The organism is Croceivirga thetidis (genome assembly GCF_012272815.1).
Classification (GTDB): domain Bacteria; phylum Bacteroidota; class Bacteroidia; order Flavobacteriales; family Flavobacteriaceae; genus Croceivirga; species Croceivirga thetidis.
The window spans coordinates 314,597-337,530 of the sequence record NZ_JAAWWL010000002.1 but is presented as its reverse complement, the minus strand read 5'-3'; the positions used below and the strand labels follow the sequence as shown (position 1 = coordinate 337,530).

Sequence of the window (22,934 nt, the reverse complement as noted above, 5' to 3'; positions counted from 1 at the left end):
TTAAAATACTGAAGAAAAACTCAAAAACTTAAAGCCTAAAGAAAAATTTAACAACTTAACTAGTTGCTTTTATGGGGCTTAACTCTTGGTATTAGTAAGAATTCTGTTTGTCGCCCATTTACATAACGAAACCCATTTTCACCATAAAATCCTGCCTCTTCCAACATTATTCTAATATCTCGCTTCCACTCCGGAATCGTTACTGTTGTATTTAATTCAATTGCATAAACGGTATCGTAATTGAGCGGATAATTTTCACCGTCATCCTTTTGCACACCACCTTGGGCATCCCACATGCCGATAGTGGTACCAGCGGAATGTCCGTAAAGCCCTAATGGATGGGTATAAATAGCCGGTCGAAGACCTACTGCTTTAGCATCAGCGAGCGATTTAGCCAAAATTTCGTTACCGGTTCGCCCTTTAATCATATTCTTCGTTAAAAAATCTTGAACCCTATTCCCCTCTTTAAACGCTTTTTGTAAAAAGTCAGGTGCTTGAGTCTCCTGAGGTTTTAAAACATATGCCAGTTCTTGACAGTCTGTATTCAGTCGTAAATAAGTTATGCCCATGTCACAATGCAATAGGTCTCCTGGGAGAATTACCATATCATCTGGCCGACCTGAAAATGAATACAAATGACCCTGTAGGTCTTCACTGGTTCTCTGTACGTCAACAGTTGGGTGAAACCATGTTTCTAGGCCTAAATCCGTAATTTTTTGTCGCATCCACCACTCTACTTCACCTGTCTTGGTAATCCCTGGCGTTATAACCTTTTCAGAAAATGCCTCGGCAATAATATCATGGGTGATGTTGACCAATTGATTGTAAATGACCATTTCACGTTCAGTACGGGTTTCAATCCAACGCACAGCTAATTGTTCTGCAGATACCACCTTACTATGATATTTCTTCGGAAGATTTTGTAGGAACTCCTCATGATCTGTTTTGACCAAACCATCTGCGATATTGAAATCTTTTGAAAAATTTAATCCAATCTTTTTAGGATTTCGTTCTTCTATCAATTGAACAAGCCTTTTCCATTGATTGGGTTCTTTCTCTTTATCCCATGCTGATTCAATATTTTCGCCAACATTGTATCGTGCAACAGCGAGTTTATGAATGGTGTCTTTTGCTTGGTCGCGAAAAAAGACCAAAATAGTTCTCCTGCGAGCATTCAACCATGTGGCTGGTAACATGGTTTTCAATACGGGATCTTCATTGTATTCTCGTGATATCAATATCCACATATCAATATCTGTCTCATCCATTAAACCTGGAAGCAAATTATTGAATCGATCAGCCAAAATTTCATCAATAACTCTCGCTCTTTCAATTTCAGGAAGAATCTGCTGCGCGAACGTAACATGAAAGAGAATCGACAAGACTACAAAAAGAAGATGTTTCATATAACCCGAATTTTATTTCAAAGTACAAAATTCGGGTTAGTTAGTTCTACTGAATATTACTAGCATTTGCATAGTAGTTGACTGCTGCTACAGATGGGGCGATTTTTATGGATTCGACATCCTCAGGATTCAATGCATTCAGAACAGAAGCATCGTACCGAATACCATCAAGGATAACCGTAGTAATCTCCTGACCACGTATTCTGAGAGAAGGTTTTTTTAAAAGTGGGCTCTTATTGTCTAACTGTAAAGAAGCTACACTGGACTGCAATGCGTTGAAAATGTCTTGTTGTAATGTCCAATTCTGATTTTGGATACAATACTCTTTAAATGGAAGGACATTTACGCTGCATTTTGGGACAACACTTTTTTTACGGCTTTGAAGATTTGTTTCAATAAGTACAACTCCGTTTTGTCCTCGAATACCACAAAAACTTTTAGATGGTACTTTAAGGAACTGTGTTGAAACAATATCATCCGGTGAGATTTTTTGGATTTCTTTACTTGACATCACTAATCCGTCAACTACATATAGCGGTTCTGTGTTTTCATTAAAACTACTACCACAACGTATGACAACCTTCGATTTATTTTGGGCTGGATTTACATTTTGAGCATTCATAGTTACTAAACCCAAAAACAGGGCTAAAAATGTACTTATCGTTTTCATGTCAGAAATTGTTTATGATTTAAACAAACCTACATGAAGGGTGGCGTCTTAAAAATCGAGAATTAGGGAAGCACCTCTTTTATTGAGTAAAGTTTCCATTACAATAATTCCAGTGTTTTCGTCCGGTTGATTTTTCCACTCCCGGTCTCTTTAAAATACGGGATAAAATGAATGGATTTCGGTAGCTCAAAACGCTTTAAGCTAGGCAAGGTTGATAATGCTTCTTTTAATTTCGGCACTTCTTGGCCTTCTACTACAAGAATGAGCTTTTCTCCTAATGTATGATCTGGTACTCCTGAAACAAAGAAACGCCCTTTGATTTCTGAAGAGAGTTTCTTTTCAATTACCTCAGGAATAAGTTTTACCCCACCGGAGTTAATTATGTTGTCAAATCTGCCCAACCATTTGAAACTAGACTCAGAGTCGACTGTTACGAGGTCATTGGTTACAACTTCTGTTTTCGAAATTATTGGAGCGTTTATGACCAGACAACCCCGGTCATCAATCGAAACAGAAACACCTGGTAAAACTTTGAAGAATTCATCATTTAATCTTTTTGCGGCAATGTGGGTAATGGTCTCAGTCATTCCATAGGTTTCGAAAAACTTGGTTTCAAGATTACCGAGCTTGTTTTTAAGAGAATTTGAAATTGGTGCCCCACCAATAATGAGCTTGTTCAATCGATGAAGATTTTCGATTGAGTTTTCTACTTGCAAGGGAACCATTGCACAAAAATCATAATCGCTTTTATTTTCTTGCAAAGGACTAGAGCTTGGAGATACAAAATCGAGATGTAATCCTAATACCATGGCCCGAACCAACATCATTTTGCCGGCTATAAATTCAGCAGGAAGGCAAAGTAAGGCAGTGTCACCCGCATTCAAATTGAAAAACGATCCGGTAGCTAAGGCAGAGTTTACCATGAATCTTTTCTCAATGCGAATTGTTTTTGGCTTACCTGTTGAACCTGAGGTTTGAACTTCTACAAAGTCATTCTTTGAAAACCAATCACATATAAAATCACCAATGGCTTTTTCAAAGGGTTCCCCCTCCTTTATAAAACTTATGGCAACTTCTACTAAGTCTTCTTCTGTAAATTGACTCCTATTAAGCTTGAAGTTCGGGTGCATCTGCATCTTCCAAAGCTAGAAATTCTTCTTTGGATTGAACCCTTCCGAATAGTTTTTCATTCCAACCGCTCCATTTATAAATTCGGGCAAATATGTAGAGTAGTATAGGAAATACGATTAATACTGGAAATAAAATTTCTGAAAGAACGGCAGCGCCCGGCTCAGCTGTACTTCTAAAAATTGAGTCTGCTTGTAATGCCCCCCAATCAGAAGTAACTATCAACAATCCAATCAAGTTGTTTGCTGCATGAAAGCCCAAGGCAAGTTCAAGCCCTTCATCCATCAAAGTAATTATCCCGAGAAAGAAACCTGTTCCGATGTAATAGATAAGTGCTATATATCCTATTTTTCCAATTTCTGGATTTCCGATATGCATCAAACCAAAAAGAGTTGAAGTAATTACCAGTGGCACCCATCTATTCTTAGCCAAAATACCTAGACCTTGCATCATATGACCTCTAAACAGGTATTCTTCAAAACTGGTTTGTAATGGTACGAGTAAAATGGCAATAACCAATAAAACCAAAAACTTGTTCAGATTGAAATTCCAAATATAATCTTCAGGTGATACTGCTAATATATCCACTAGGGCAAATGTGGCAGTAAGTCCTCCCCAAATAAAAAATGCGGTTAAAACTCTTTTCCAATCTATTCTTTTTCTTGAAGTAGTTAATGAAGTTATTGACTGCGGATGAATCAATTTTGTCCAACCCAAGACCACAAATAACCCAATGGCAAGAAAACCAAGATTCATGGCTAGAACTACATTTACCCCCAATTGTTCAATCATCTGGTTCATCATTACATCAACCGGAACGTCTGAAGCCAATACAGCGAGAAAATTCAAAACCATAAAACCTAAAAAGCCAACTGGGATAATAAAGTATTTCCACATTCCCAAATCTCCGCGATACCCCTGCTCTATATACATAAATCTTCAATTAAATTCGGCTGCCAAGATAGGTCATTTCTATAAATAAGCTGTCCTTCAGCAACTTGTAGCGGCGAATCAAAGTTGTTTGTAAATAAACTACCTGTTCCCAAACCTTGTGGCATACTACTTTTTAGGGTGTAAGTCCATTGCGCAATGGCATTCAAACCAACATTACTTTCCAAAGCACTGGTTACCCACCATCCAATTTTCAATTCTTCAGCAATCTCAATCCACTCTTCTGCCCCTCTAAATCCACCAATAAGGCTAGGCTTTAGGATGATGTATTGCGGATTTACGAATTCCAATAATTTTTGCTTTTCGGTTTTCTCAAAGACACCTATTAATTCTTCATCCAATGCTATGGGCAAAGGGGATTGTTTACACAACTCCTGCATTACCTCCCATTGTTTTGGCTTGATGGGCTGTTCTATGGAATGCAAATCGAATTGTGACAATTGTTTTAGTTTAGAAAGGGCATTGTCCTTATCAAAAGCTCCATTCGCATCAACACGCAACTCAATAACTTCAGAATTATATCGAGTTCTTATGGAAGAAAGCAATTTTAGCTCCTTTTCAAAATCAATCGCACCAACTTTCATTTTAATACAATTGAATCCACCTACGAGCTTCTCCTCAATTTGTTCGTGCATGAACGATTCGTCACCCATCCAAACTAGACCATTAATAGCAATGGGGGATTCATTTTGATTGAATTCCGAGGCAAAAAGATTGTAAGGTGTAGCTGCCTTAAGCGAAAGAAATGCTTGCTCCAATCCAAATTGAATGGAGGGAAATTCAATGAGTTCAGGAAGCAACTTGTCAATACCCATCGAAATGTTTTCACAAGTCCATCGCAACTTTTGTTCATAATCCGGTTTATCATCAATACTTAATCCTCGTAGTATTCCACACTCACCAATACCAAATTTATTTTCATCCTTTAAAATCAAGAACCAAGTTTCTTTATCGGTCATAATGCCCCTTGAAGTACCACTTGGTCTTTTAAAATTCAGAACGTGCTTTTTGTATAAGGCTTCCATAAAGAGTTTAAAAATAGCTATATTTCAATCCATGGGAAAAATAGATGGTAAAGTCGTTTGGATAACAGGAGCTTCATCCGGTATTGGTGAAGCACTAACATATGAGTTGGATAAAAAGAGATGTAAACTTATTCTTTCCTCAAGAAAGAATGAAGAACTTGAACTTGTTCGAAACAATTGTCAAAATCCGAATAACATTAAAATTTTAGCATTGGACCTACTTGATTTTGAAGGCGCTCCAAATATTACAGAACAAGCCTGGTCCTCATTTGGAACTATTGATTATTTGATTAATAATGCTGGAATTAGTCAACGTTCTCTTATTGCTGAAACAGAGTTTGAAATCTATAAAAAATTAATAGACGTTAACTATCTAGGTACTGTCGCGTTGACTAAAGCTCTTCTCCCCTATTTCATTCGTCAAAATAATGGGCATTTTGTAACCGTAACAAGTTTGATGGGTAAATTCAGTTCTCCTTATCGATCAGGTTATTGTGGTGCTAAACATGCACTACATGGTTTTTTTGATGGCTTGCGAATGGAACATGAAAAAGATGGTGTGAACGTAACCCTTATTTGCCCTGGTTTTGTTCAAACCAATGTAGCAATAAATGCACTTACTGGTGACGGAAAACCACAAAACCAAGAAGATGAAAAAACCAAGAACGGACTACCTCCCAATATTTTCGCTAAAAGAATGATTAGCGCGATTGAAAAAGAAAAGTTTGAAGCTTACATTGGAAAAAAAGAGGTTTCAGGAATATACCTGAAGCGATTTTTTCCGAGAATGCTGCACAAGGTAGTGTTGCGAAGTGATGTTAGGTAAACTACACAAAATTGAACCAGAACCTCACCCCGTCTGAATTTTGATCGATATTCAAAGTTGATTGTAGTTGGTTGACCAAACGGTTTATCAATCGTATTCCCATTGAAGAATTGGTTCTTTCATTTAGGCCATCTGGTAGTCCCACACCATTATCCGAATATTCAAAATAACCACCCTTATTACCATTCTTCCTGAGATGAATGTATATTTTGCCGTTTTCATCACTTTTAGGAAAAGCGTATTTAAACGTATTTGATACCAGTTCGTTTAGAATCAAACCAAAAGGGATTGCCCTATCAATATCCAATTCAGTTCCTTCGGCATCAATGGTTATTGAAATATTATGCCCTCCTTTTTTATATACGGACTGGACACTGTTTATCAAACTTTCGATGTAACCCTGCATTTCGATTACGGATAAATCTTCGTTCTGATATAATTTTTGATGGATTAAGGCCATCGCTTTAACCCTACTTTTTCCTTCTTCCAAGGCTAAAATTGCAGACTTATTTTTGGTATTCTTAGTTTGAAGACTCAAAAGACTTGAGACCATTTGAAGATTGTTTTTAACTCTATGGTGAATCTCCTTAAGTAAGGATTCTTTCTCCTTTAAAGAGTCTTCGATTATGAATTTTTGCTTTTCAATTAATCGCTGGTTCTTAATACTGTTCAAATACGCGAAAATCAATCCTGCAAATCCTAATAACGTAAATATCAATGAAATAATAACCAAATTAAAGCGCTCATCACGGTTTTTAACCTCGCCTTTCATTTTTTCAAGCTCGGCCTTTTGCTCTTGCATTTGAGTAATTTGATTCTCTACATCATTGGTTCCAACAATTACACCTAATTGTTGTTTTAGAATGGACTGCTCGTTTTGCCGTAGCGAATCCAAAAGCTTATCGTTTCTGCGATAAAATACAGAAGCACTTCTAAAATTTTCAATTTTGTCATAGTAGTTGCCCAGAAGTCGATTTCTTTTTTGTTCTTGGTCTAAGGAGTTTAGTTCGGTATACGAATCCAAAAGTCTCTTAGCTGTCCTGACATTTCCTAAATCAATATGTGCCTCAGCTAAAGACAGTGCATTATCGATTAGGTCTTCGGAATACTCAGGCGAATCCAATTTTTTAAGTCCTTCAATGCTCTCTTGCAAATAAGGAATAGCATCTCTAGATTCTCCTAAATCAACCATACTTTTACCAATGTTACCTTTGATTTGTAGGCCCAACAAAGCACTTTGATTCAAAGCCTCTTGTGTTTTGTCAGATGAAATATCACTATTGTAGACCTCTAAAAACCCAGATGCTTTATTAAATTCATTAATTGCCGTTGATGGAGAATTATCTAGTCTTAAGTAGTTACCGATTTTATTTCGGTGTACGGCCTTACCCAAAAAATCACTTTCATTAATTGTGCCCTGCTCATCCATTATGTATTGATCCATAGCCTTTCTGTAAAGACCCATTTCAGCATAGACATCGTAAAATTTAATCTTATTAGTAAACCCTTTGGTTTGTTTTAAGGTTCTAATTTCAATCTGCTTATCAAACATTTTTAGGGCCTGATAGTTCCTATCCATGACATCAAGCAAGAACTCTTGCTGTTCCTCTGAAAGACCCTCCATTTGGGCATAAACCTCCCTTGCAACTGCTAGACTTTTTGTATAATCCTTTAGATGGTTATATAATTCAGCATTTAATATTTTATAGAGTCGAACGGTAATTGAATCATTGGTCTTTTGTGAACTATCTATATAAACATTTAAAGTCTCCAACCAATCGTAGGCAGAACTTTCGGCATAAGGGTTTTCTATTGATAAAAAGTAATTGAACTTGTTAGTCGGTGTTTCTTTTCTTTGAAACTGAACGAGTGGATCATCTGTTATTTGAACAATTTTATCGTCCTCCTGACTGAAAATCAAAAAAGGAAAAAAGTATGTAATTAAAAAGGATGCTAAAGCTCTACGCAGCATATTCATTCATAAACATTAGTAAGGTATCCGGTGTTTTTTAATAAAACGTCATCAAACCATTATTATTTCTTTCGAGCAATATTCTAATATTCAACAATTTAGTTAAAAAAAGAAGCCATGTAAATACAAGTCTTTTAAAATTAGAATTATCTAAAAACATCTAAGGGGTCCCATTTATTATGGTATTCACCAAATGTAAAAGTCAAAAATTCATAAATACAAGCCTTGGGTTCTATTAAAAATGTTGTGTAATTGCTATAAACTGTTGTAAAATCACCTAATGTTGTTGTAAAAAAAAGGCCTTGCGATTTGCAAGGCCCTTCTACGAGAACACTATATGAAAATGAAAAAATTACTCTTTTTAAGTATTGATTTGAATATCAATTACACTACTAATTTATCTTAATGATTTAGCAGAAAGAAAATATTGTTGTGAAACAAGAAAAAACTGTTGTGAACTGAGCAAAAAGTTTTTATTGAAATTATTGAATAAAAAAAATGCCCTAATGAGGGCATTTTTACAATTTCAGTTAAAAGTCTTTTCTTAAGAATTCATGGAAGATATTATAAACTCTTTAAAATCCTTTGAAATCGGTATAAGAGTATTGTTTATCATTATATCCTTAGAATTAATGGCATCAATATGATCAACATTAACAATGTATGACTTATGAGCCCTGTAAAACTTGTTTTTAGGCAACTTCTCCAAATAATCCTTCAAAGGTGACCTAACCAAAAACTTTTTATCAACAGTATTCACTTCCAAATACACATTATCTGCTTTGATGAACTGAATGTCACCAAACTGTATTCGGTAATACAAGTGTTGTTTTTTAACGAATATAGAATCTTTCAATATGGAATTTGACGAAAAACTATCATCAGCTTCTTGAACCGCACTTCCTACACCAGCTTGACTCTTTTGTGCATAATTAAAATTAGAAAGTGCAATCTCAATTGAAGTATAGAGATCCTGTTGTTCAAATGGCTTCACCAAGTAGCCATCAGGTTTTACCGTTTTAGCATTTTCAACAGTCGCTTTATCAGAATTCGAGGTAACGAAAATGAATGGAATGTTATATACTTCACGTATATGCCTGCCCAAATCTATACCGGTTTTGTCGGATGCCAATATGATGTCAATTAACACCAAATCAACGTGGTTGTTCTTTAAGACCTCAATGGCCTGCTCATAAACAATAACGTTATCAACTACTTCATAACCAATCTCTTCGAGCATTGACTGCATGTCATCGGCTATGATAACGTTATCTTCTACTATTAAAATTTTAATGGGGTGTTCCAAATTAGTCTTGGTTTTGAGAGATTTATAATCAAAATTAATAAAAATAATTTACAGCAAAATAGAAGAGTATCGACAGCAAAAAGGTGCTCAGAGCAACTTTTTTTAACTCTGGATCTATTTTGCGTGGTTCAGATATTTTATTCAATTTCCTTAGATGTATGAAAATCGGAAGAAAGGCCAAAAAATAAAATCCACTTTCTATTGAAAGCTGACTAAGTAAATGATAGCAAATCAAGGCCAAGAAGGCTAAAATTACAATAAGGTTATGATAAACCTTACCCTTTCGAAATCCCATCTTTACCACAAGTGTACTTTTTCCGTGAACTTTATCTTGTGTGTGGTCACGAAGATTATTAAGATTTAAAACAGCCGTGCTCAATAAACCTATTGTTATTGCCGGTAAAAAGGTCAACCACTCTACTCTTTTTGTAAAGAGAAATTCGGCACCAACGACAGCTAAAATTCCAAAAAAGAGAAAAACAAACAAATCGCCTAACCCCTGATATCCATATGGGTTTTTTCCAACAGTATATCGTATTGCCGCCCATATACTCCCGATTGCCAACAATAAAAATATAATTAACAGACCAAAGTTTTCGTTGCCAAAGGCTGAATACAATAATATGACAGAAAGAAATAAACTAATGGTGATTGAAATCAGAATTCCAATTTTTAGTGCTGATTTGCTCAATAAACCACTTTGCAAAACTCGCTTTGGCCCTATTCTATTTTCGTCATCAGTACCTTTTGTACCATCACCATAATCGTTGGCGAAATTTGATGTTATTTGAAAAGCTACCGTGGTAGAAAGAGCTAAAATGAAGACCAAGATATCATTAAAGCCTTTGGCATTGGCCATAGCTGTACCTACTATAATTCCAGAAAGGGATAATGGTAAGGTTCTTAACCTTGCAGCTTTTAGCCAAATGAGAATTTTGTTCAATTAAAAAGGAGCTTCAATTTTTAATCGCTTACCGTTTTTGTATGAGGCAACGAAAGCGTCTTCTATCCCAGCTTCAACCAAATGTTTTCTAAGGTCTTGCGCTTCTGCCAAGGTCTCAAATGTACCTATTGAATAGGAATAATAAGGGTTTGCCTTTGAAAATAAAGTATTCGTCAATGCATCTGAAGTAAGACTAACGTTGTTTTCGGCAAAAGACTTAATTTGAACGGAGTAGACGATTTCTTTCTGTAAAAATTCCTTCGCCAGATAAAACTCTTTCACCAAACTCAACTCTTGGTTTTGTTCTTTAAGGTTGGCTATTCTCGCTTTATAGGCTTCCAAACTATCAAGAGAGTGCAAAACCATATTGTCTTGGTTGGTTTTGGAATTGGTAAAGCTCAAACCTGCTGTAAAGGATGTTAAAGCCAAAAATCCTACGATTACAAAAACGGTAAACCCTAATAAGAGGTTGCGCTGTAATTTGATTTTTTTGAAGTCCTTATTTTTAATTTTAATCTGGTCCAAAAGCTTTTCGTTCATGCTTTGAGCCTTGTCTATATCTTTATGAAGATCTAGTAAATCGTTTTCTTCTATAAATGGCATTTTGGTTGGGGGGTTTTGTTTTTTGCTAAGTTGATTTTTCTTATTAAAATTTTATCGCTAACATAGACAAAATCGTATGAATAATCGATGAAAAACAAATTCTATCGATTTATGTACTTCTAATACCCTCATTCTCAAATATAATCTTCTTAGCCTTATAGAGCACACCCAGTCCTTTTTTAAAAGCCTTTTTACTAATTCCGAAAACCAATCTTATTTCTTCAGGACTTGATTTGTCGTTCATTTTAAGGTACCCCCCCCTTTCTATGAGTTCATTATAAATTAAGTCGGCAGTTGGTTCCAACATTCGAATCCCTTCAGGCTGCAGAGAGACATCAATTTTATCGTCTTCTCTAATCTTTTTTACAAAACCTTTGGTACGAAAGCCACTATCTACTTTGCCAAAAATTGCATCATGGTAAATTAATGCCTTGTTGTTTTTGTTTACAATTACCTCCCAACCAAGATTGGTTTTTCTCCAAAAGGTAAGATTAACCTCATCACCAACTTTAAAATTTACTTCTTGATTGGAAAGAAACTTATCCAATCTAGAAGAGGCCACTATGCGAAAAGACTTTTCATCCAAAAAACAATATACCAAATAGGCCTTTCCAACCTCCATCTTTTCATGCTGCTCGCGATACGGTACAAAAAGCTGTTTTTCCAAACCCCAATCAAGAAAAGCTCCGAATTTATTGATGTCGGCAACTTCTAAATAAGCAAATGCATCCCTTTTTATCTTTGGTGTTAAAGTGGTCGCTACGGGCCTTTCTTCATGGTCTAAATAGCAAAATACCTCAAGGCTTTTTTCAAATTCAAAGTCTTTTGGAACGTACTTATTCGGTAATAGAATTTCAGTGCCTTCATCATCACCTAAAAATACACCAACACTGGTATTTCTTACAGGTTTGAGAATGTTGTATTCACCTATTTTAATCATTAAATTTTGTAGATAAAAAAACCGTCCCAAAAAAAGGACGGTTTAAATTCAAATATTTTAACTGTTTAATTGTAAACAGACTGTTTGCTAAAATGCCTGCACAATTGGTAGTAAATAACCGCACGATGCTTGTTCTTTTCAGAACGACCATATTTCTCGATTACGGAATTTATCGCTGTCATTAAATCCGGGCTATCACTTAAGCCCAACTTTTTAATCAAGTAATTGTTTTTTACTGTTTCCAACTCTTTTTCGTCGCTTCCAGAAACTTTCGATGCATCTAGATTATAAATTGCGGGACCAAGGCCTACAGTAACTTTGGTTAATAAATCCATATCGGGCGATTCACCAAACTTTTCTTTGATGTCAGCCGCATATTTTTCAATTAATTCGTCTCTTTTGCTCATGGTATGTGTTTAAATTGTTATGACTGTTGCCTAAGATATAAAATCGAAATAACCGAGCAAAATTTTGTCATTTAGTTCCCTAGGAGTAAAAATTTCAAGTACACGGGGCTTCGCAGATGGCTTAAAAAAGGTGTTAAGTGAATTTTCCAATTGTTGTTTGTTACCGCATTTTAAATATTCCAACCCATATTGATGACAAAGGTGTTCTGCATTTAGATTTTGCTTGGTTTCAAAATATCGTTCAAACGTTTCTGAACCATCATTCCCTGGAAGGATTCTAAAAATGCCTCCCCCTGAATTATTCATTAGTATGATTCTAAAATCGCTCTTGATATAATTAATCCAAAGGGCATTACTATCATAGAAAAAACTTAAATCACCTGTTATTAATAGCGTCGGACTGGTTTCATAATACGAAGCACCAATCGCAGTAGAGGTACTTCCGTCTATTCCACTGGTGCCTCTGTTGCAAAAAACTTTTAAGGTTGGGACTACATCAAACAATTGAGCGTACCTAACAACCGAACTGTTTGATAATTGCAATTGATAATTCTTTGGTACGTTTTGGAGAATAATGTGAAAAGCTGAAAAATCTGTAAAAGGAACCTCCTTAAGATATTGTGCTCGTTTTTTACGATAGTTCAACTTCTTGACTTTCCAGTGCTTTGCGTAATCGCTATGGGTAACATTGGCATCTTTGAGGATTGCCCTTAAGAACTTCTCAGGATTCGTTTTAACATGTTCGGTCAACGAAAAATAGGTATCAAAAGCTCTGATCTCATTTATATGCCAATGTTCTTTTGGTCGATATTTTCTAAGAAAGGCCTTAACCTTCTTTGAAACAACTAAACCACCGAATGTCAATAGAATTTCAGGTTGAAGATTCTTAAACAAATCATCTTGGCCGGCAGATTTCTCTATGGGGAAAATAATACTATCAATACTTGCGAAAAACTCCGGATGATGAAGGTTCGACGTAGTTTCTGTAAAGACAATAACTGAAGGGTCTTTTGCTAATATATCGAGTAAACTTTGGTCGATTTCATTGGGATAATTCACGCCAACCAAAACCATTTTTTTCGATGCAGCTTTCCATTTATCTGCGAATTCAATAAAACTTTGTTTGGATTCAGTTGCAAGGCCTTTTCTATTGGATAAAAGCGTTGGTCTAGACTCCAATTCTTGCAATTCGTACAAAGGTTCCTCAAATGGAATATTGATATGAACCGGTAACATATCAATCAATGCAATATCTAGAGCTGTTTCCAATTCTTTTAAATTGAATTTATCAACATCTTTTTGGGTAGACTGCAGCAAATCTGGTTGGTATTCCTGTATCTTTTTAGTCGCGTGGGAAACGTCAAGTTTTAAATTAGCAGAATAACCGATATGCCTATCAAAAACGTTGTCTTGCCTTATCGTTTGACCGTCACCAACATCAATTTTATAAGGTGGTCTATCAGAAGAAACCACTAATAATGGAATATCACTATAATATGCTTCTGCCACTGCTGGGTAGTAATTCAATAAGGCACTACCCGAGGTACATACAACTGCTACTGGCCTTTTTTGGTTTTGTGCCATGCCCAATGCAAAAAATGCCGCAGAGCGTTCGTCAACAATACTGAAACAATTAAAAAAGGAATCCGCAGTGAAACTTAAAATCAATGGTGCATTCCTAGAGCCAGGTGAAATAACGATGTCTTTGATACCCTTTTCCTTAAAAGCCAGAACAAGATTTTTGGCAGAAGGGATAGCTGAATATTTCATCATTACAAAAATAAGTATGGAATCATTCTTAAACCAACTTTATAGTAAATCCAACATTGTGCTGCTTTTTGCAATGGTCTCTTGTAATTCGTTTTGGGGAACAGAATCGATTGTTATTCCCCCGCCAACAAATATTTTTGCTAATCCCTCTTCTAGTTTCATGCATCGGAGATTAACAAAAATATTTGCTGAATTAGATTCGGACATATTTAATTCTCCCAAAAAACCGGTATAAAAATCACGGTCATAATTCTCATTGGCAAGAATAAATTCCTTAGCATTTCTTTTAGGTAAACCGCAAACGGCCGGAGTAGGATGCAAAGCTTCAATAACCTTCTTCAACTGTTCAAATGAATTGAGTTTACCAGTCAAAACTGATTTTAAATGCCAAAGTTTGCCGGCTTTGTAATTTTCGACTTTGGATATTTTTAAAGGTAATGCTAAGTGTTGCAATTCATCTTGAATAAAATCAGTAACCAATTGCTGTTCTTGTAATTCCTTTGATGTCCATTTTGGCAAATAAGAACCATTCACTGGCAAGGTGCCAGCCAAAGAAGTTGTTTTGAATTCCAATCCTTTAACGGAAACCAATAATTCAGGACTTGCACCCAGCCAAGTTCCTACTTTTGGATGATACAATAAATAACAAAAAGCAGTTGGATAGTTTTGTAAAAGTCTCTTAAATAATACAACAGCCGAAATATCACAAGTAACATTTATAGACCGAGATGCAATTACTTTTTTTAAGCTCCCATCACGTATGCGTTCAATCGACTTCTCAATTAACCTTAGATGAAAATCTAAGTCCTCTTTCTTAGAAAAACTCTTGCCATTGTCCAGAACCTCAAGACTATCGAAATGATATTCAAGAGTTTCGTCGGCTTTAAAGAGTACTATTTCTTTCTTGTCTGTGTCAAATGGTGCAAAAATGAAGCCCTTTTGGTTATAGCGATCTAGGAAATTTAATTTTGAATTACTCTGAAAAACGCAATTTACCTTTGTTTCCAAGGGTAAACGGTACATTACCATTGGTAGCCTTGCATCTAAATGCCTGCTGATTTTTTGTTCTGAACTATCCTTCTTTTGGGAGGGCAATGGTTGTCAATTTACAGTTCGATATTAGTGCACCTTCTTCATCTGTCACCCGAATTTCCCATAATTGTGTTGTTCTACCCTTATGGAGAATTGATGCTTTAGCATAAACAAATCCCTCACGAATTCCTTTTACATGATTAGCAGCGATTTCTATGCCGCGAACAAAAAACTTATTTCCATCCAAAAAAACGTAGGACGCAGCACTGCCAACACTTTCCGCAAGTGCTACGGTGGCACCACCATGTAAAACACCGTCTGGTTGATAAACTCTTGGAGATACAGGCATTCTTGCTATTAAAAAATTTTCGCCCACATCAACATATTCGATATCAAGTGTCTCCATTAAGGTATTCTTGCGAATGCCATTACATACCTCAAGAATTTTGGCCTTGTGTGCTTCCATTTACAGCTTTTTTTCAAAGGTACATATTCACAAATCAAAAGGAACTTGCTACTTTTAATCGCATGACAAAAGATGTGAAGAGAGTTTCATACAATACCTCAAATTCGTATGAAACAATGTTTGAAAATAATAATACAACAAAAAGTATTTGGTTGGTATTTCATGGAATTGGATATCTAAGCAAATACTTTCTAAAATATTTCGAAAATCTTAATCCCTTAGAAAATTATGTGATAGCACCACAAGCACCTTCAAAGTACTATTTAAAAAATGAATATAAATATGTAGGTGCCAGCTGGCTGACTAAAATTGATACCAAAGACGAGTTGCAGAATAATTTTGCCTATTTGGATGCAGTGGTGGAAAACGAAGGAATCATAAATTCAAAAAACCTTGTTTTATTCGGATTTTCTCAAGGAGTTTCTATACTCACCCGATGGATGGCAATGCGACAAATACAACCAAAGAATATAATTCTCTACGCAGGTGGTATTCCGAATGAATTAACCAAGGAAAATTTTGAATATCTCAATTTTGAGGATACAAAAGTCACTTTTATATATGGTAATTCAGACTTTTTCTTAACTGAAAAAAGACTGGAAACTGAAAAAAAGAAAATAGAATCCCTTTTTCAGAACAAAGCGGAAATCTTAAGTTTTGAAGGGGGACATGAAATGAAACCAAACCTAATTGCTGAGCTAGTCTCTAACAAATGATTTAATTCATTGTTTTTGCAAAAACATCCTCAGATTTATAATAAATAATCCTGCGGGTTGTATATGAATTCTCGGGGGTCGTAATTTTTTTAACCCAGTTCCGTTCTTCATTGTTATCAAATTGGAAAATGAAAAACCTTTCGGAAGTTGCGTTACCGCGCAACACTACCTCTTTCTCCAAAACCCCTTCCTTTGAATATTTCATAATTCGCTTTTCTGTTGAAACGAATTGTTTTTTTTCAATGTCATAATCAAAAAATTCTTCAGAAATCAAATTACCACTGGCATTATACTGTTTCTCGATTGCTTTTTCTGGTTCACCATCAACAAAATCCTTGGTTAACTCAAATATAGATTCCTCTCCATTTTTCATCTTTTTCTTAGATTTTCTGATTGAGTTTTCTATAACACCATTTAAGAATGTCGTTGTGGTCTGTTCACCTTTAAAGTCAGAATATTCAATTTGCTTTTCATCAACACCATCGCCATGAGATGTGATTATCTTCTCTACTTTATCATTGTCATTTAGGAAAAATTCTTGTTCTTCGAAGAATGCCTTATCATAGGAAATGATTTTTTCAACTACTCGTTTTGATTCCGAAATGGTATCGAATTCATAGAAATTCGCCATTGAGGTCTGCAAGTCAAGCTTACCATTTTTATAACTCTCCAATCGCTTTTCAACTAAAATCCCATCCAGATACTTGAATTGGGTAATATCCTGGTCATTTTCGTTGTATTGAGTAACAATTTTCTCCAAACGACCTTTTTTATCAAACTCAAGCAATTCCTTCCCATAATCAGTTAAGACCATACAAGACTTAACGTTACCTTTTAGGTCAAAATCAGATAGTCTGAGTGTTTCAACAACTTGACTATGTATGGAAAACACAATGTGCAGTGTAATTAAAAAAAGGGAGTACTTTTTTGCCATAGTTCAAAATTAGCTTGATTCTCAATGGAATAAAAGCAATAACGATACCACTTATCGAAAAATGAATGCTTTACTAGTCTAAAATTTACGTAAAGGGTGATACGGGGAGATGTCTAAGGATGGTTTTTTTTCTGAAACTAGCTCCGCAACCAACTTACCTGTTGCCGGTCCCAGACTCCATCCCATCATTGCATGGCCAGTGGCAATTGTTAAATTCTTTAGATTTTTAACAGGTCCTATGTAAGGAAGGCCATCAGGACTCACTGGGCGTAGACCACATTGCGCTGATTGTTTGAATTCAGTTGCAATCTTCAGGCCCTCATAAAATTCTTCTGCGCCGCTAGCAATAGCATCGACCCGTTCTTTTCGAATATGGTGATTAACTCCTGAAAATTCCATTGTTCCTGCAAATCTTGTAAAGCCTTGCATTGGTGTTACGGCCATTTTTGCCTCTAGCAAAATCGCGGGCATTGTAATGCCCGTAGACTCCGATACATCAATTCGGTATCCTTTACCAGCTTCCAATAGTAAATTCAAGTCAAGTTTTCTTGATAAATTCTTGGTCCAACTGCCTGCCGCAAAAACAACGTGGTCTGCATCGATTTCTTCTGTTTTAGTTTTTATGGATTTCAATTTTTGTGCTTCAATACCGAAATCAACGACTTCAGTATCTTTTAGTATTTGCACTCCATTTGCCAGAAGATAGGATTTCATTTTTTCCATGAAATTCACGGGTGTGGTATGGCCATCACAGTGATAATGCACAGCACCTATGGCATTCACAGAAACACCGGTTTCCACTTCTTTAATTCCTTCTTTGTCCAAAATATTAGATTCCAAGCCTAATTTTTTGGCTTCTTGAGATGTTTTGATTTCATGGTCACCTTCCTTATTGGTCTGAAAGTACATCAATAGGCCTTTGCGTTCGTAGTGAAAACCACCCAAATCTGGATTGTTTTTCAAATCATCATATAAATCACGGCTTAATAAATTTATGTCACGTATGATAGGCATCGCAGTTTTAACCTTTCTTGGAGTGGATGATTTTTTAAATGCCCAGGCCCACTTTAAAAAATCGGACTCTAAACGAGGTTTCATGTAAAATGGACTAGCAGAATTGAACATGTATTTCAATCCTTTTGAAATCATACCCGGTGCAGCAAGTGGCACAATATGACTCGGTGTGAGATAACCAGCATTAACATAGCTTGCGCCAGAATTCATAGAAGACTTGTCAACAAGGATTACATTATGACCTTCGTTTTGCAGGTAATAGGCACAACATAATCCTACAATTCCACCGCCGATAATTACAACTTTCTTTCCCATTTATACTACTTGGAATCCATGGGCATAAGGGTCATCTTCTGAATCAATTGTAATGGTATTTCTACCATAAACTTTTGCCCATCCTTTAATACTTGGTACTATAGCTTGAAATTTACCTAATGTTGTTTCCCTTTCAATTTCACCAACAAAGGTGGATCCGATAAAACTTTCATGAACAAACTCCTCTCCCAAAGAAAGTTTCCCTTTTGAATACAACTGCGCCATTCTTGCCGATGTTCCAGTACCGCAGGGAGAACGATCAATAGCTTTATCACCATAAAAAACTGCATTTCGGCCTGAAGATTTTAGGTTTAAAGTCTTACCTGTCCACATAATATGTGAAACACCTTTAATTGATTTGATTTCTGGATGTATAAATCTACCAGAATACTTTTCATTAATTAAGCTTCGAAGTTCTCGAGCCATTGTAACCAATTCTGTAGCTGTAAATTCTTGTAAACCTGGAAAGTTCTTTTGTGAGTCAAAAATCGCATAGAAATTTCCTCCATAGGCAACATCGAAATTCAATTCTCCCAAAGTTGGAGACTCAATCTCCAAACCTGATTCAACTAAAAAACTGCTGACATTGGTCAATTTGACCCATTCTACCTTACCCTGAGTCAATTTGTATTCAATATCCACTAAGCCAGCAGGTGCTTCCATTTTTATTTTGCCTTCGGTCTTTGGGGTGATAATCCCCTCCTCTAGTGCAATGGTTATTGTGCCAATAGTGCCATGTCCACACATGGGTAGGCAACCACTAGTTTCAATGAAAAGAACGGAAAAGTCATTTTCAGGATCATGTGGCGGATAGAGAATACTGCCACTCATCATGTCATGACCCCTAGGTTCAAACATTAGGCCGGTACGAATCCAATCGAATTCCTTCATGAAATGAAGCCGTTTTTCATTCATGTTTTCTCCAACCAATTTCGGTCCGCCGGTTTTGACCAACCTAACCGGATTACCGCAAGTATGGGCATCAATACAATCAAAGACGAACTCAGCCATTTCTCTTAAATACTTTCAGTACTATGGTGACCATTAACCAAACGAAGAATTCCCAATGGATTTTCGTCTTTTAATGCATCGGGTAAAAGTTGGTTTGGCCAATTCTGGTAACTTAAAGGCCTTATCCACCGCTGAATGGCGTGGATGCCAACTGCTCCAAATCGACTATCCGTTGAAGCTGGATAAGGGCCTCCGTGTTGCATTGAAGGGCACACTTCTACCCCTGTAGGAACACCATTGAAAATTAATCGTCCTACCCTATTCTGCATTGCCGCAACAACTTCATTATAATCATCAATTTCGTTTTCTTCTGAAATTATTGTACCAGTTAATTGACCATCCATATCGGAAATGATAGTTGAAAGTTCTTTTTGATCTTCACATTCTACCACCATGGAGAAAGGTCCGAATACCTCTTCATGAAGTCGTGGATTTGCAATAAAGCTTTTACCGTCCACCTTTACAACCATTTGCCTAGCATAATTATCAGCAACGTTACCTTTTCGTTCCGCTGCTAACGCGACTGAATTTTCAGCAACCATTTTAGTGCTTTTACCATCATATTTAGTAGCAATATTAGGATGTAACATACAACTAGGTTCAATTTCAGATATTTCTTTGGAAAGAACCTCTAAAAAAGAAGACAAATCTGGGCTTTTTATTCCCAGTAACAATCCAGGGTTTGTGCAGAACTGTCCGGTTCCTAAAGTAATTGATGAGGCATATGCTTTTGCCCATTCAATACCTTTGGTCTTTAGGGCCATTGGTAATAAAACAACAGGATTTATACTACCCATTTCCGCAAAAACAGGAATGGGTTCTTTTCGCCTCGAAGCCAAATCAAAAAGAGCCCTTCCACCGGTTATGCTACCTGTAAAACCAACTCCTTTTATTAAAGAATGGGCCACTAATTGTTGGCCAACTTCTATTCCACTACTGTTTAAATTTGAAAAAACGCCATTGGGCATGTTCGTTTCTCGAGCAGCTTTAACAATTGCCGAAGCTACCAATTCACCGGTACCAGCGTGCATGGGATGGCTCTTTACAATCACAGGACAGCCAGATGCCAAAGCACTTGCCGTATCTCCTCCGGCCGTAGAATAGGCCAATGGAAAATTACTTGCACCAAAGACAGCGATAGGTCCAATTGGAATGCTCATTTTTCTTAAATCAGGCTTTGGAGCAGGTTCCCTATTTGGAATGGCTGTATCTATTGTTGCATTAACCCAAGTACCTTGTTCTATATACGCTGCAAATGTGCGTAACTGAAAACAAGTCCTTCCACGTTCACCTTTAGCGCGACCTTCGGGCAAGCCGGTTTCTTCACAATAGGTTTTTATTAATTCATCGCCCAACTGCTCAATTTCATCGGCAATTTTTTTTAAAAACTGCACCCTCTTTTTATAAGAAGTTGTCTTAAATTCATGAAAAGCTTTCCAGGCAAGAGCTGTGGCCTTATCTATTTCTTCTTCAGACGCCTCATAAAACAGCCATTCCGTTTCCTTATTCAATTTTGGATTGAAGGTTTTAAACGTTGTTGAACCGGCGTTTGATAAATCGAATCCAATGTAATTTTTCCCCGTTATCATAATTGTTTATAATCTGGTAATACTGGTCTTGTTGCAACTCCGTCTTCAATAATTTTCAAGACTCGCTCCCTTTCTTTTCCTTGAAGTGGCATTCTAGGCAATCGCACATATTCGGTACCAATACCTGTCGCAACCTCGGCCAATTTTATATTTTGAACTAGTTGTGGATTGATATCCAACTCCAATAATGGCAAAAACCAACGATAAATAGAAATAGCTTCTTCTACCCTTCCCGCCTTTGCTAATTTATATACGGCAACAGTTTCTTCTGGAAATGCGCATACCAATCCAGCTATCCAACCATCAGCATCAACAAGTAGGCTTTCCAATGCCAAGGTATCTACCCCACACAATATTTTTAATCTATCGCCAAAGGCATTCCGAATTCTGGAAATATTTGAAATGTCGCGAGTAGATTCTTTTACTGCCTTAATATTATCACATGATAATAGTTCCTCAAACATATTAAGGGTAACGAGAATCTTGTAATCTATTGGATTATTGTAAATCATTATGGGCAGATCTGTTGAAGAGGCGATTGCCTTAAAATATTCCACCACTTCATAATCAGTGGCCTTATATTGCATCGGTGGCAAGAGCATTAAACCTGAAGCGCCCCATTTTTTCGCGTTCTGCGCTAATTTTATTGCCTCAGAAGTTGCGCGTTCGGCAATATTCATAACTACGGGCACCCTTCCGTTGGTCAAAGAAGCAGAATACTCAACCAACCGCTGTTTTTCCAAATTGTTCAGGGTACTGGCCTCTCCTAAACTACCCCCCAATACTATTGCACTTACACCGGCCTCAATTTGCGCATCAATATTAATTGCAAACATTTTCAAATCCAATTCCCCTTCATTGGTGAATTTAGTGGTCACTGCCGGCATTACTCCATTCCATTCCATATACATTACTTATTTCCGTCAAAAATAATCCTACAGCCATATACATTCTGAATTCAAATTAACCAATACTACCTTTATATTAACATATTTTGAAAATATTGATCCTAAATAGTGTTAATTTTAAGGCACATGAAAATATTACCCTTTACTATTCCAAAACCTAAAAATGAGAACCTGATCGTGCAAGTCGATGAGGGTAATCGATTTTATTCAAAATTGCATCAACACCAAGAAATACAACTTAGTCTTATACTCTCTGGTGATGGAAGACTTATTGCAGGGAATACCGTTACTGACTATGCTCCAGGGGATTTTTTCGCGATTGGAGGCAATCTACCCCACTTATTTCAGAGTGGTGAAAATGAAACAAAATCAAAGATGATATCCATGTTTTTCTTAAAAGATTGTTTTGGGAAAGACTTTTTTTTATCAAAGGAAATGAAAGGTGTCCAGCCAATTTTTGACTATCTACAATATGGTATTAAACTAAAATCTGATGATAAATTGAAAATGCTATTCGACAACCTTACCAAAAAAGATGAATTCGAGGTGTTCATAACCTTATTACAGCTTTTAAAACAAATGATGCATTCAAAAAAAGAAGTACTTAATGAAAAAGGGTTTGTTTACAGCATTTCGAGTAACCATGGGGAACGATTACAGGAAGTAATCGATTATACATTACACAATTTTACCAGTAACCTAACTCTAGAAAAGGTAGCTGAAAAAATACATATGGGTAAAATTTCATTTTGCAGGTTTTTTAAACAAAGAACTAATAAAACCTATTTTCAATTTCTTTCAGAAGTAAGAATTAACCATGCTTGTCAATTATTAAGGGTTAATTCTGAATTATCTATTGCTGAAGTAGCCTTAGCTTCAGGTTATGAATCGATTTCAAACTTCAATAGACAGTTCAAACAATTACAAAAAGTAAATCCCTCATCATTCCGAAAACATTCGCAATCAAAATTTTAGCTTTATAAGCGAAAACGAATACTTACT

22 protein-coding genes are annotated in these 22,934 nt (G+C 36.2%); 3 read left to right on the top strand and 19 right to left on the bottom strand.

Annotation, left to right across the window (positions count from 1 at the left end):
* Window positions 1-59: 59 nt before the first annotated feature.
* The 5 genes from HCU67_RS09190 to HCU67_RS09170 form a co-directional block, all read right to left on the bottom strand.
* Complete coding sequence (locus HCU67_RS09190) at window positions 60-1,406, bottom strand: M24 family metallopeptidase (protein ID WP_168552335.1); 1,347 nt, start codon at window positions 1,404-1,406, stop codon at window positions 60-62.
* A gap of 46 nt (window positions 1,407-1,452) precedes the next feature.
* A complete protein-coding gene (locus tag HCU67_RS09185; RefSeq protein ID WP_168552334.1) occupies window positions 1,453-2,076 on the bottom strand; it encodes a TonB-dependent receptor plug domain-containing protein in 624 nt (207 codons plus the stop codon).
* A 98-nt stretch (window positions 2,077-2,174) separates the two neighbouring features.
* Entirely contained in the window at window positions 2,175-3,206 is a 1,032-nt protein-coding gene (locus tag HCU67_RS09180; protein ID WP_246865748.1) for an AMP-binding protein, read from the bottom strand.
* Window positions 3,184-4,137, bottom strand: a complete 954-nt coding sequence (locus HCU67_RS09175; RefSeq protein ID WP_168552332.1) for a CPBP family intramembrane glutamic endopeptidase — start codon at window positions 4,135-4,137, stop codon at window positions 3,184-3,186. The genes HCU67_RS09180 and HCU67_RS09175 overlap by 23 nt, the downstream gene beginning before the upstream one ends.
* Window positions 4,128-5,180, bottom strand: a complete 1,053-nt coding sequence (locus HCU67_RS09170; protein ID WP_168552331.1) for an o-succinylbenzoate synthase — start codon at window positions 5,178-5,180, stop codon at window positions 4,128-4,130. The genes HCU67_RS09175 and HCU67_RS09170 overlap by 10 nt, the downstream gene beginning before the upstream one ends.
* Before the next feature lie 31 nt (window positions 5,181-5,211).
* Between HCU67_RS09170 and HCU67_RS09165 the strand changes: the two genes are divergently transcribed.
* Complete coding sequence (locus HCU67_RS09165; protein ID WP_168552330.1) at window positions 5,212-6,006, top strand: SDR family oxidoreductase; 795 nt, start codon at window positions 5,212-5,214, stop codon at window positions 6,004-6,006.
* Window position 6,007: 1 nt separating this feature from the next.
* On the opposite strand, the gene HCU67_RS09160 is transcribed toward HCU67_RS09165, so the two are convergent.
* The 9 genes from HCU67_RS09160 to HCU67_RS09120 form a co-directional block, all read right to left on the bottom strand.
* Window positions 6,008-7,978, bottom strand: coding sequence for a sensor histidine kinase (locus tag HCU67_RS09160; RefSeq protein ID WP_168553469.1), 1,971 nt, complete (start codon window positions 7,976-7,978; stop codon window positions 6,008-6,010).
* 544 nt (window positions 7,979-8,522) lie between these two features.
* Entirely contained in the window at window positions 8,523-9,284 is a 762-nt protein-coding gene (locus HCU67_RS09155; protein ID WP_168552329.1) for a LytR/AlgR family response regulator transcription factor, read from the bottom strand.
* Window positions 9,285-9,318: 34 nt separating this feature from the next.
* Entirely contained in the window at window positions 9,319-10,227 is a 909-nt protein-coding gene (menA, locus tag HCU67_RS09150) for a 1,4-dihydroxy-2-naphthoate octaprenyltransferase (protein ID WP_168552328.1), read from the bottom strand.
* Window positions 10,228-10,830 carry an SPOR domain-containing protein gene (locus tag HCU67_RS09145; protein ID WP_168552327.1) on the bottom strand — a complete coding sequence of 201 codons (603 nt, stop codon included), beginning with the start codon at window positions 10,828-10,830 and terminating at the stop codon, window positions 10,228-10,230.
* 109 nt (window positions 10,831-10,939) lie between these two features.
* Window positions 10,940-11,770 (bottom strand): CvfB family protein, encoded by an 831-nt coding sequence (locus HCU67_RS09140; RefSeq protein ID WP_168552326.1) that lies wholly within the window; start codon window positions 11,768-11,770, stop codon window positions 10,940-10,942.
* Between the two features lie 65 nt (window positions 11,771-11,835).
* Window positions 11,836-12,177: a DUF2853 family protein gene (locus HCU67_RS09135; protein ID WP_168552325.1), complete on the bottom strand. Its 342-nt coding sequence runs from the start codon at window positions 12,175-12,177 to the stop codon at window positions 11,836-11,838.
* Window positions 12,178-12,207: 30 nt separating this feature from the next.
* Complete coding sequence (gene menD / locus HCU67_RS09130) at window positions 12,208-13,950, bottom strand: 2-succinyl-5-enolpyruvyl-6-hydroxy-3-cyclohexene-1-carboxylic-acid synthase (RefSeq protein ID WP_345890706.1); 1,743 nt, start codon at window positions 13,948-13,950, stop codon at window positions 12,208-12,210.
* A gap of 36 nt (window positions 13,951-13,986) precedes the next feature.
* The gene (locus HCU67_RS09125; RefSeq protein WP_168552324.1) at window positions 13,987-15,042 is read right to left on the bottom strand and encodes a chorismate-binding protein; all 1,056 of its coding nucleotides are present in this window, start codon (window positions 15,040-15,042) and stop codon (window positions 13,987-13,989) included.
* Window positions 15,020-15,445 carry a PaaI family thioesterase gene (locus HCU67_RS09120; RefSeq protein ID WP_168552323.1) on the bottom strand — a complete coding sequence of 142 codons (426 nt, stop codon included), beginning with the start codon at window positions 15,443-15,445 and terminating at the stop codon, window positions 15,020-15,022. The genes HCU67_RS09125 and HCU67_RS09120 overlap by 23 nt, the downstream gene beginning before the upstream one ends.
* A gap of 74 nt (window positions 15,446-15,519) precedes the next feature.
* On the opposite strand from HCU67_RS09120, the gene HCU67_RS09115 reads away from it, so the two are divergent.
* Window positions 15,520-16,161, top strand: a complete 642-nt coding sequence (locus HCU67_RS09115) for an alpha/beta hydrolase (RefSeq protein ID WP_345890705.1) — start codon at window positions 15,520-15,522, stop codon at window positions 16,159-16,161.
* A 1-nt stretch (window position 16,162) separates the two neighbouring features.
* On the opposite strand, the gene HCU67_RS09110 is transcribed toward HCU67_RS09115, so the two are convergent.
* From HCU67_RS09110 to HCU67_RS09090, 5 genes are all read right to left on the bottom strand, one after another.
* Window positions 16,163-17,095 carry a hypothetical protein gene (locus tag HCU67_RS09110; protein ID WP_168552321.1) on the bottom strand — a complete coding sequence of 311 codons (933 nt, stop codon included), beginning with the start codon at window positions 17,093-17,095 and terminating at the stop codon, window positions 16,163-16,165.
* Between the two features lie 78 nt (window positions 17,096-17,173).
* Window positions 17,174-18,424: an NAD(P)/FAD-dependent oxidoreductase gene (locus tag HCU67_RS09105; protein WP_168552320.1), complete on the bottom strand. Its 1,251-nt coding sequence runs from the start codon at window positions 18,422-18,424 to the stop codon at window positions 17,174-17,176.
* Window positions 18,425-19,435 carry a 4-hydroxyproline epimerase gene (locus HCU67_RS09100; RefSeq protein ID WP_168552319.1) on the bottom strand — a complete coding sequence of 337 codons (1,011 nt, stop codon included), beginning with the start codon at window positions 19,433-19,435 and terminating at the stop codon, window positions 18,425-18,427.
* Window positions 19,436-19,440: 5 nt separating this feature from the next.
* A complete protein-coding gene (locus HCU67_RS09095) occupies window positions 19,441-21,024 on the bottom strand; it encodes an aldehyde dehydrogenase (NADP(+)) (protein WP_168552318.1) in 1,584 nt (527 codons plus the stop codon).
* A complete protein-coding gene (locus HCU67_RS09090; RefSeq protein ID WP_168552317.1) occupies window positions 21,021-21,935 on the bottom strand; it encodes a dihydrodipicolinate synthase family protein in 915 nt (304 codons plus the stop codon). The genes HCU67_RS09095 and HCU67_RS09090 overlap by 4 nt, the downstream gene beginning before the upstream one ends.
* Before the next feature lie 123 nt (window positions 21,936-22,058).
* Here HCU67_RS09090 and HCU67_RS09085 point away from each other — a divergent pair, with 123 nt between their 5' ends.
* Window positions 22,059-22,907 (top strand): AraC family transcriptional regulator, encoded by an 849-nt coding sequence (locus HCU67_RS09085; protein ID WP_168552316.1) that lies wholly within the window; start codon window positions 22,059-22,061, stop codon window positions 22,905-22,907.
* The last annotated feature ends 27 nt before the right edge of the window (window positions 22,908-22,934 follow it).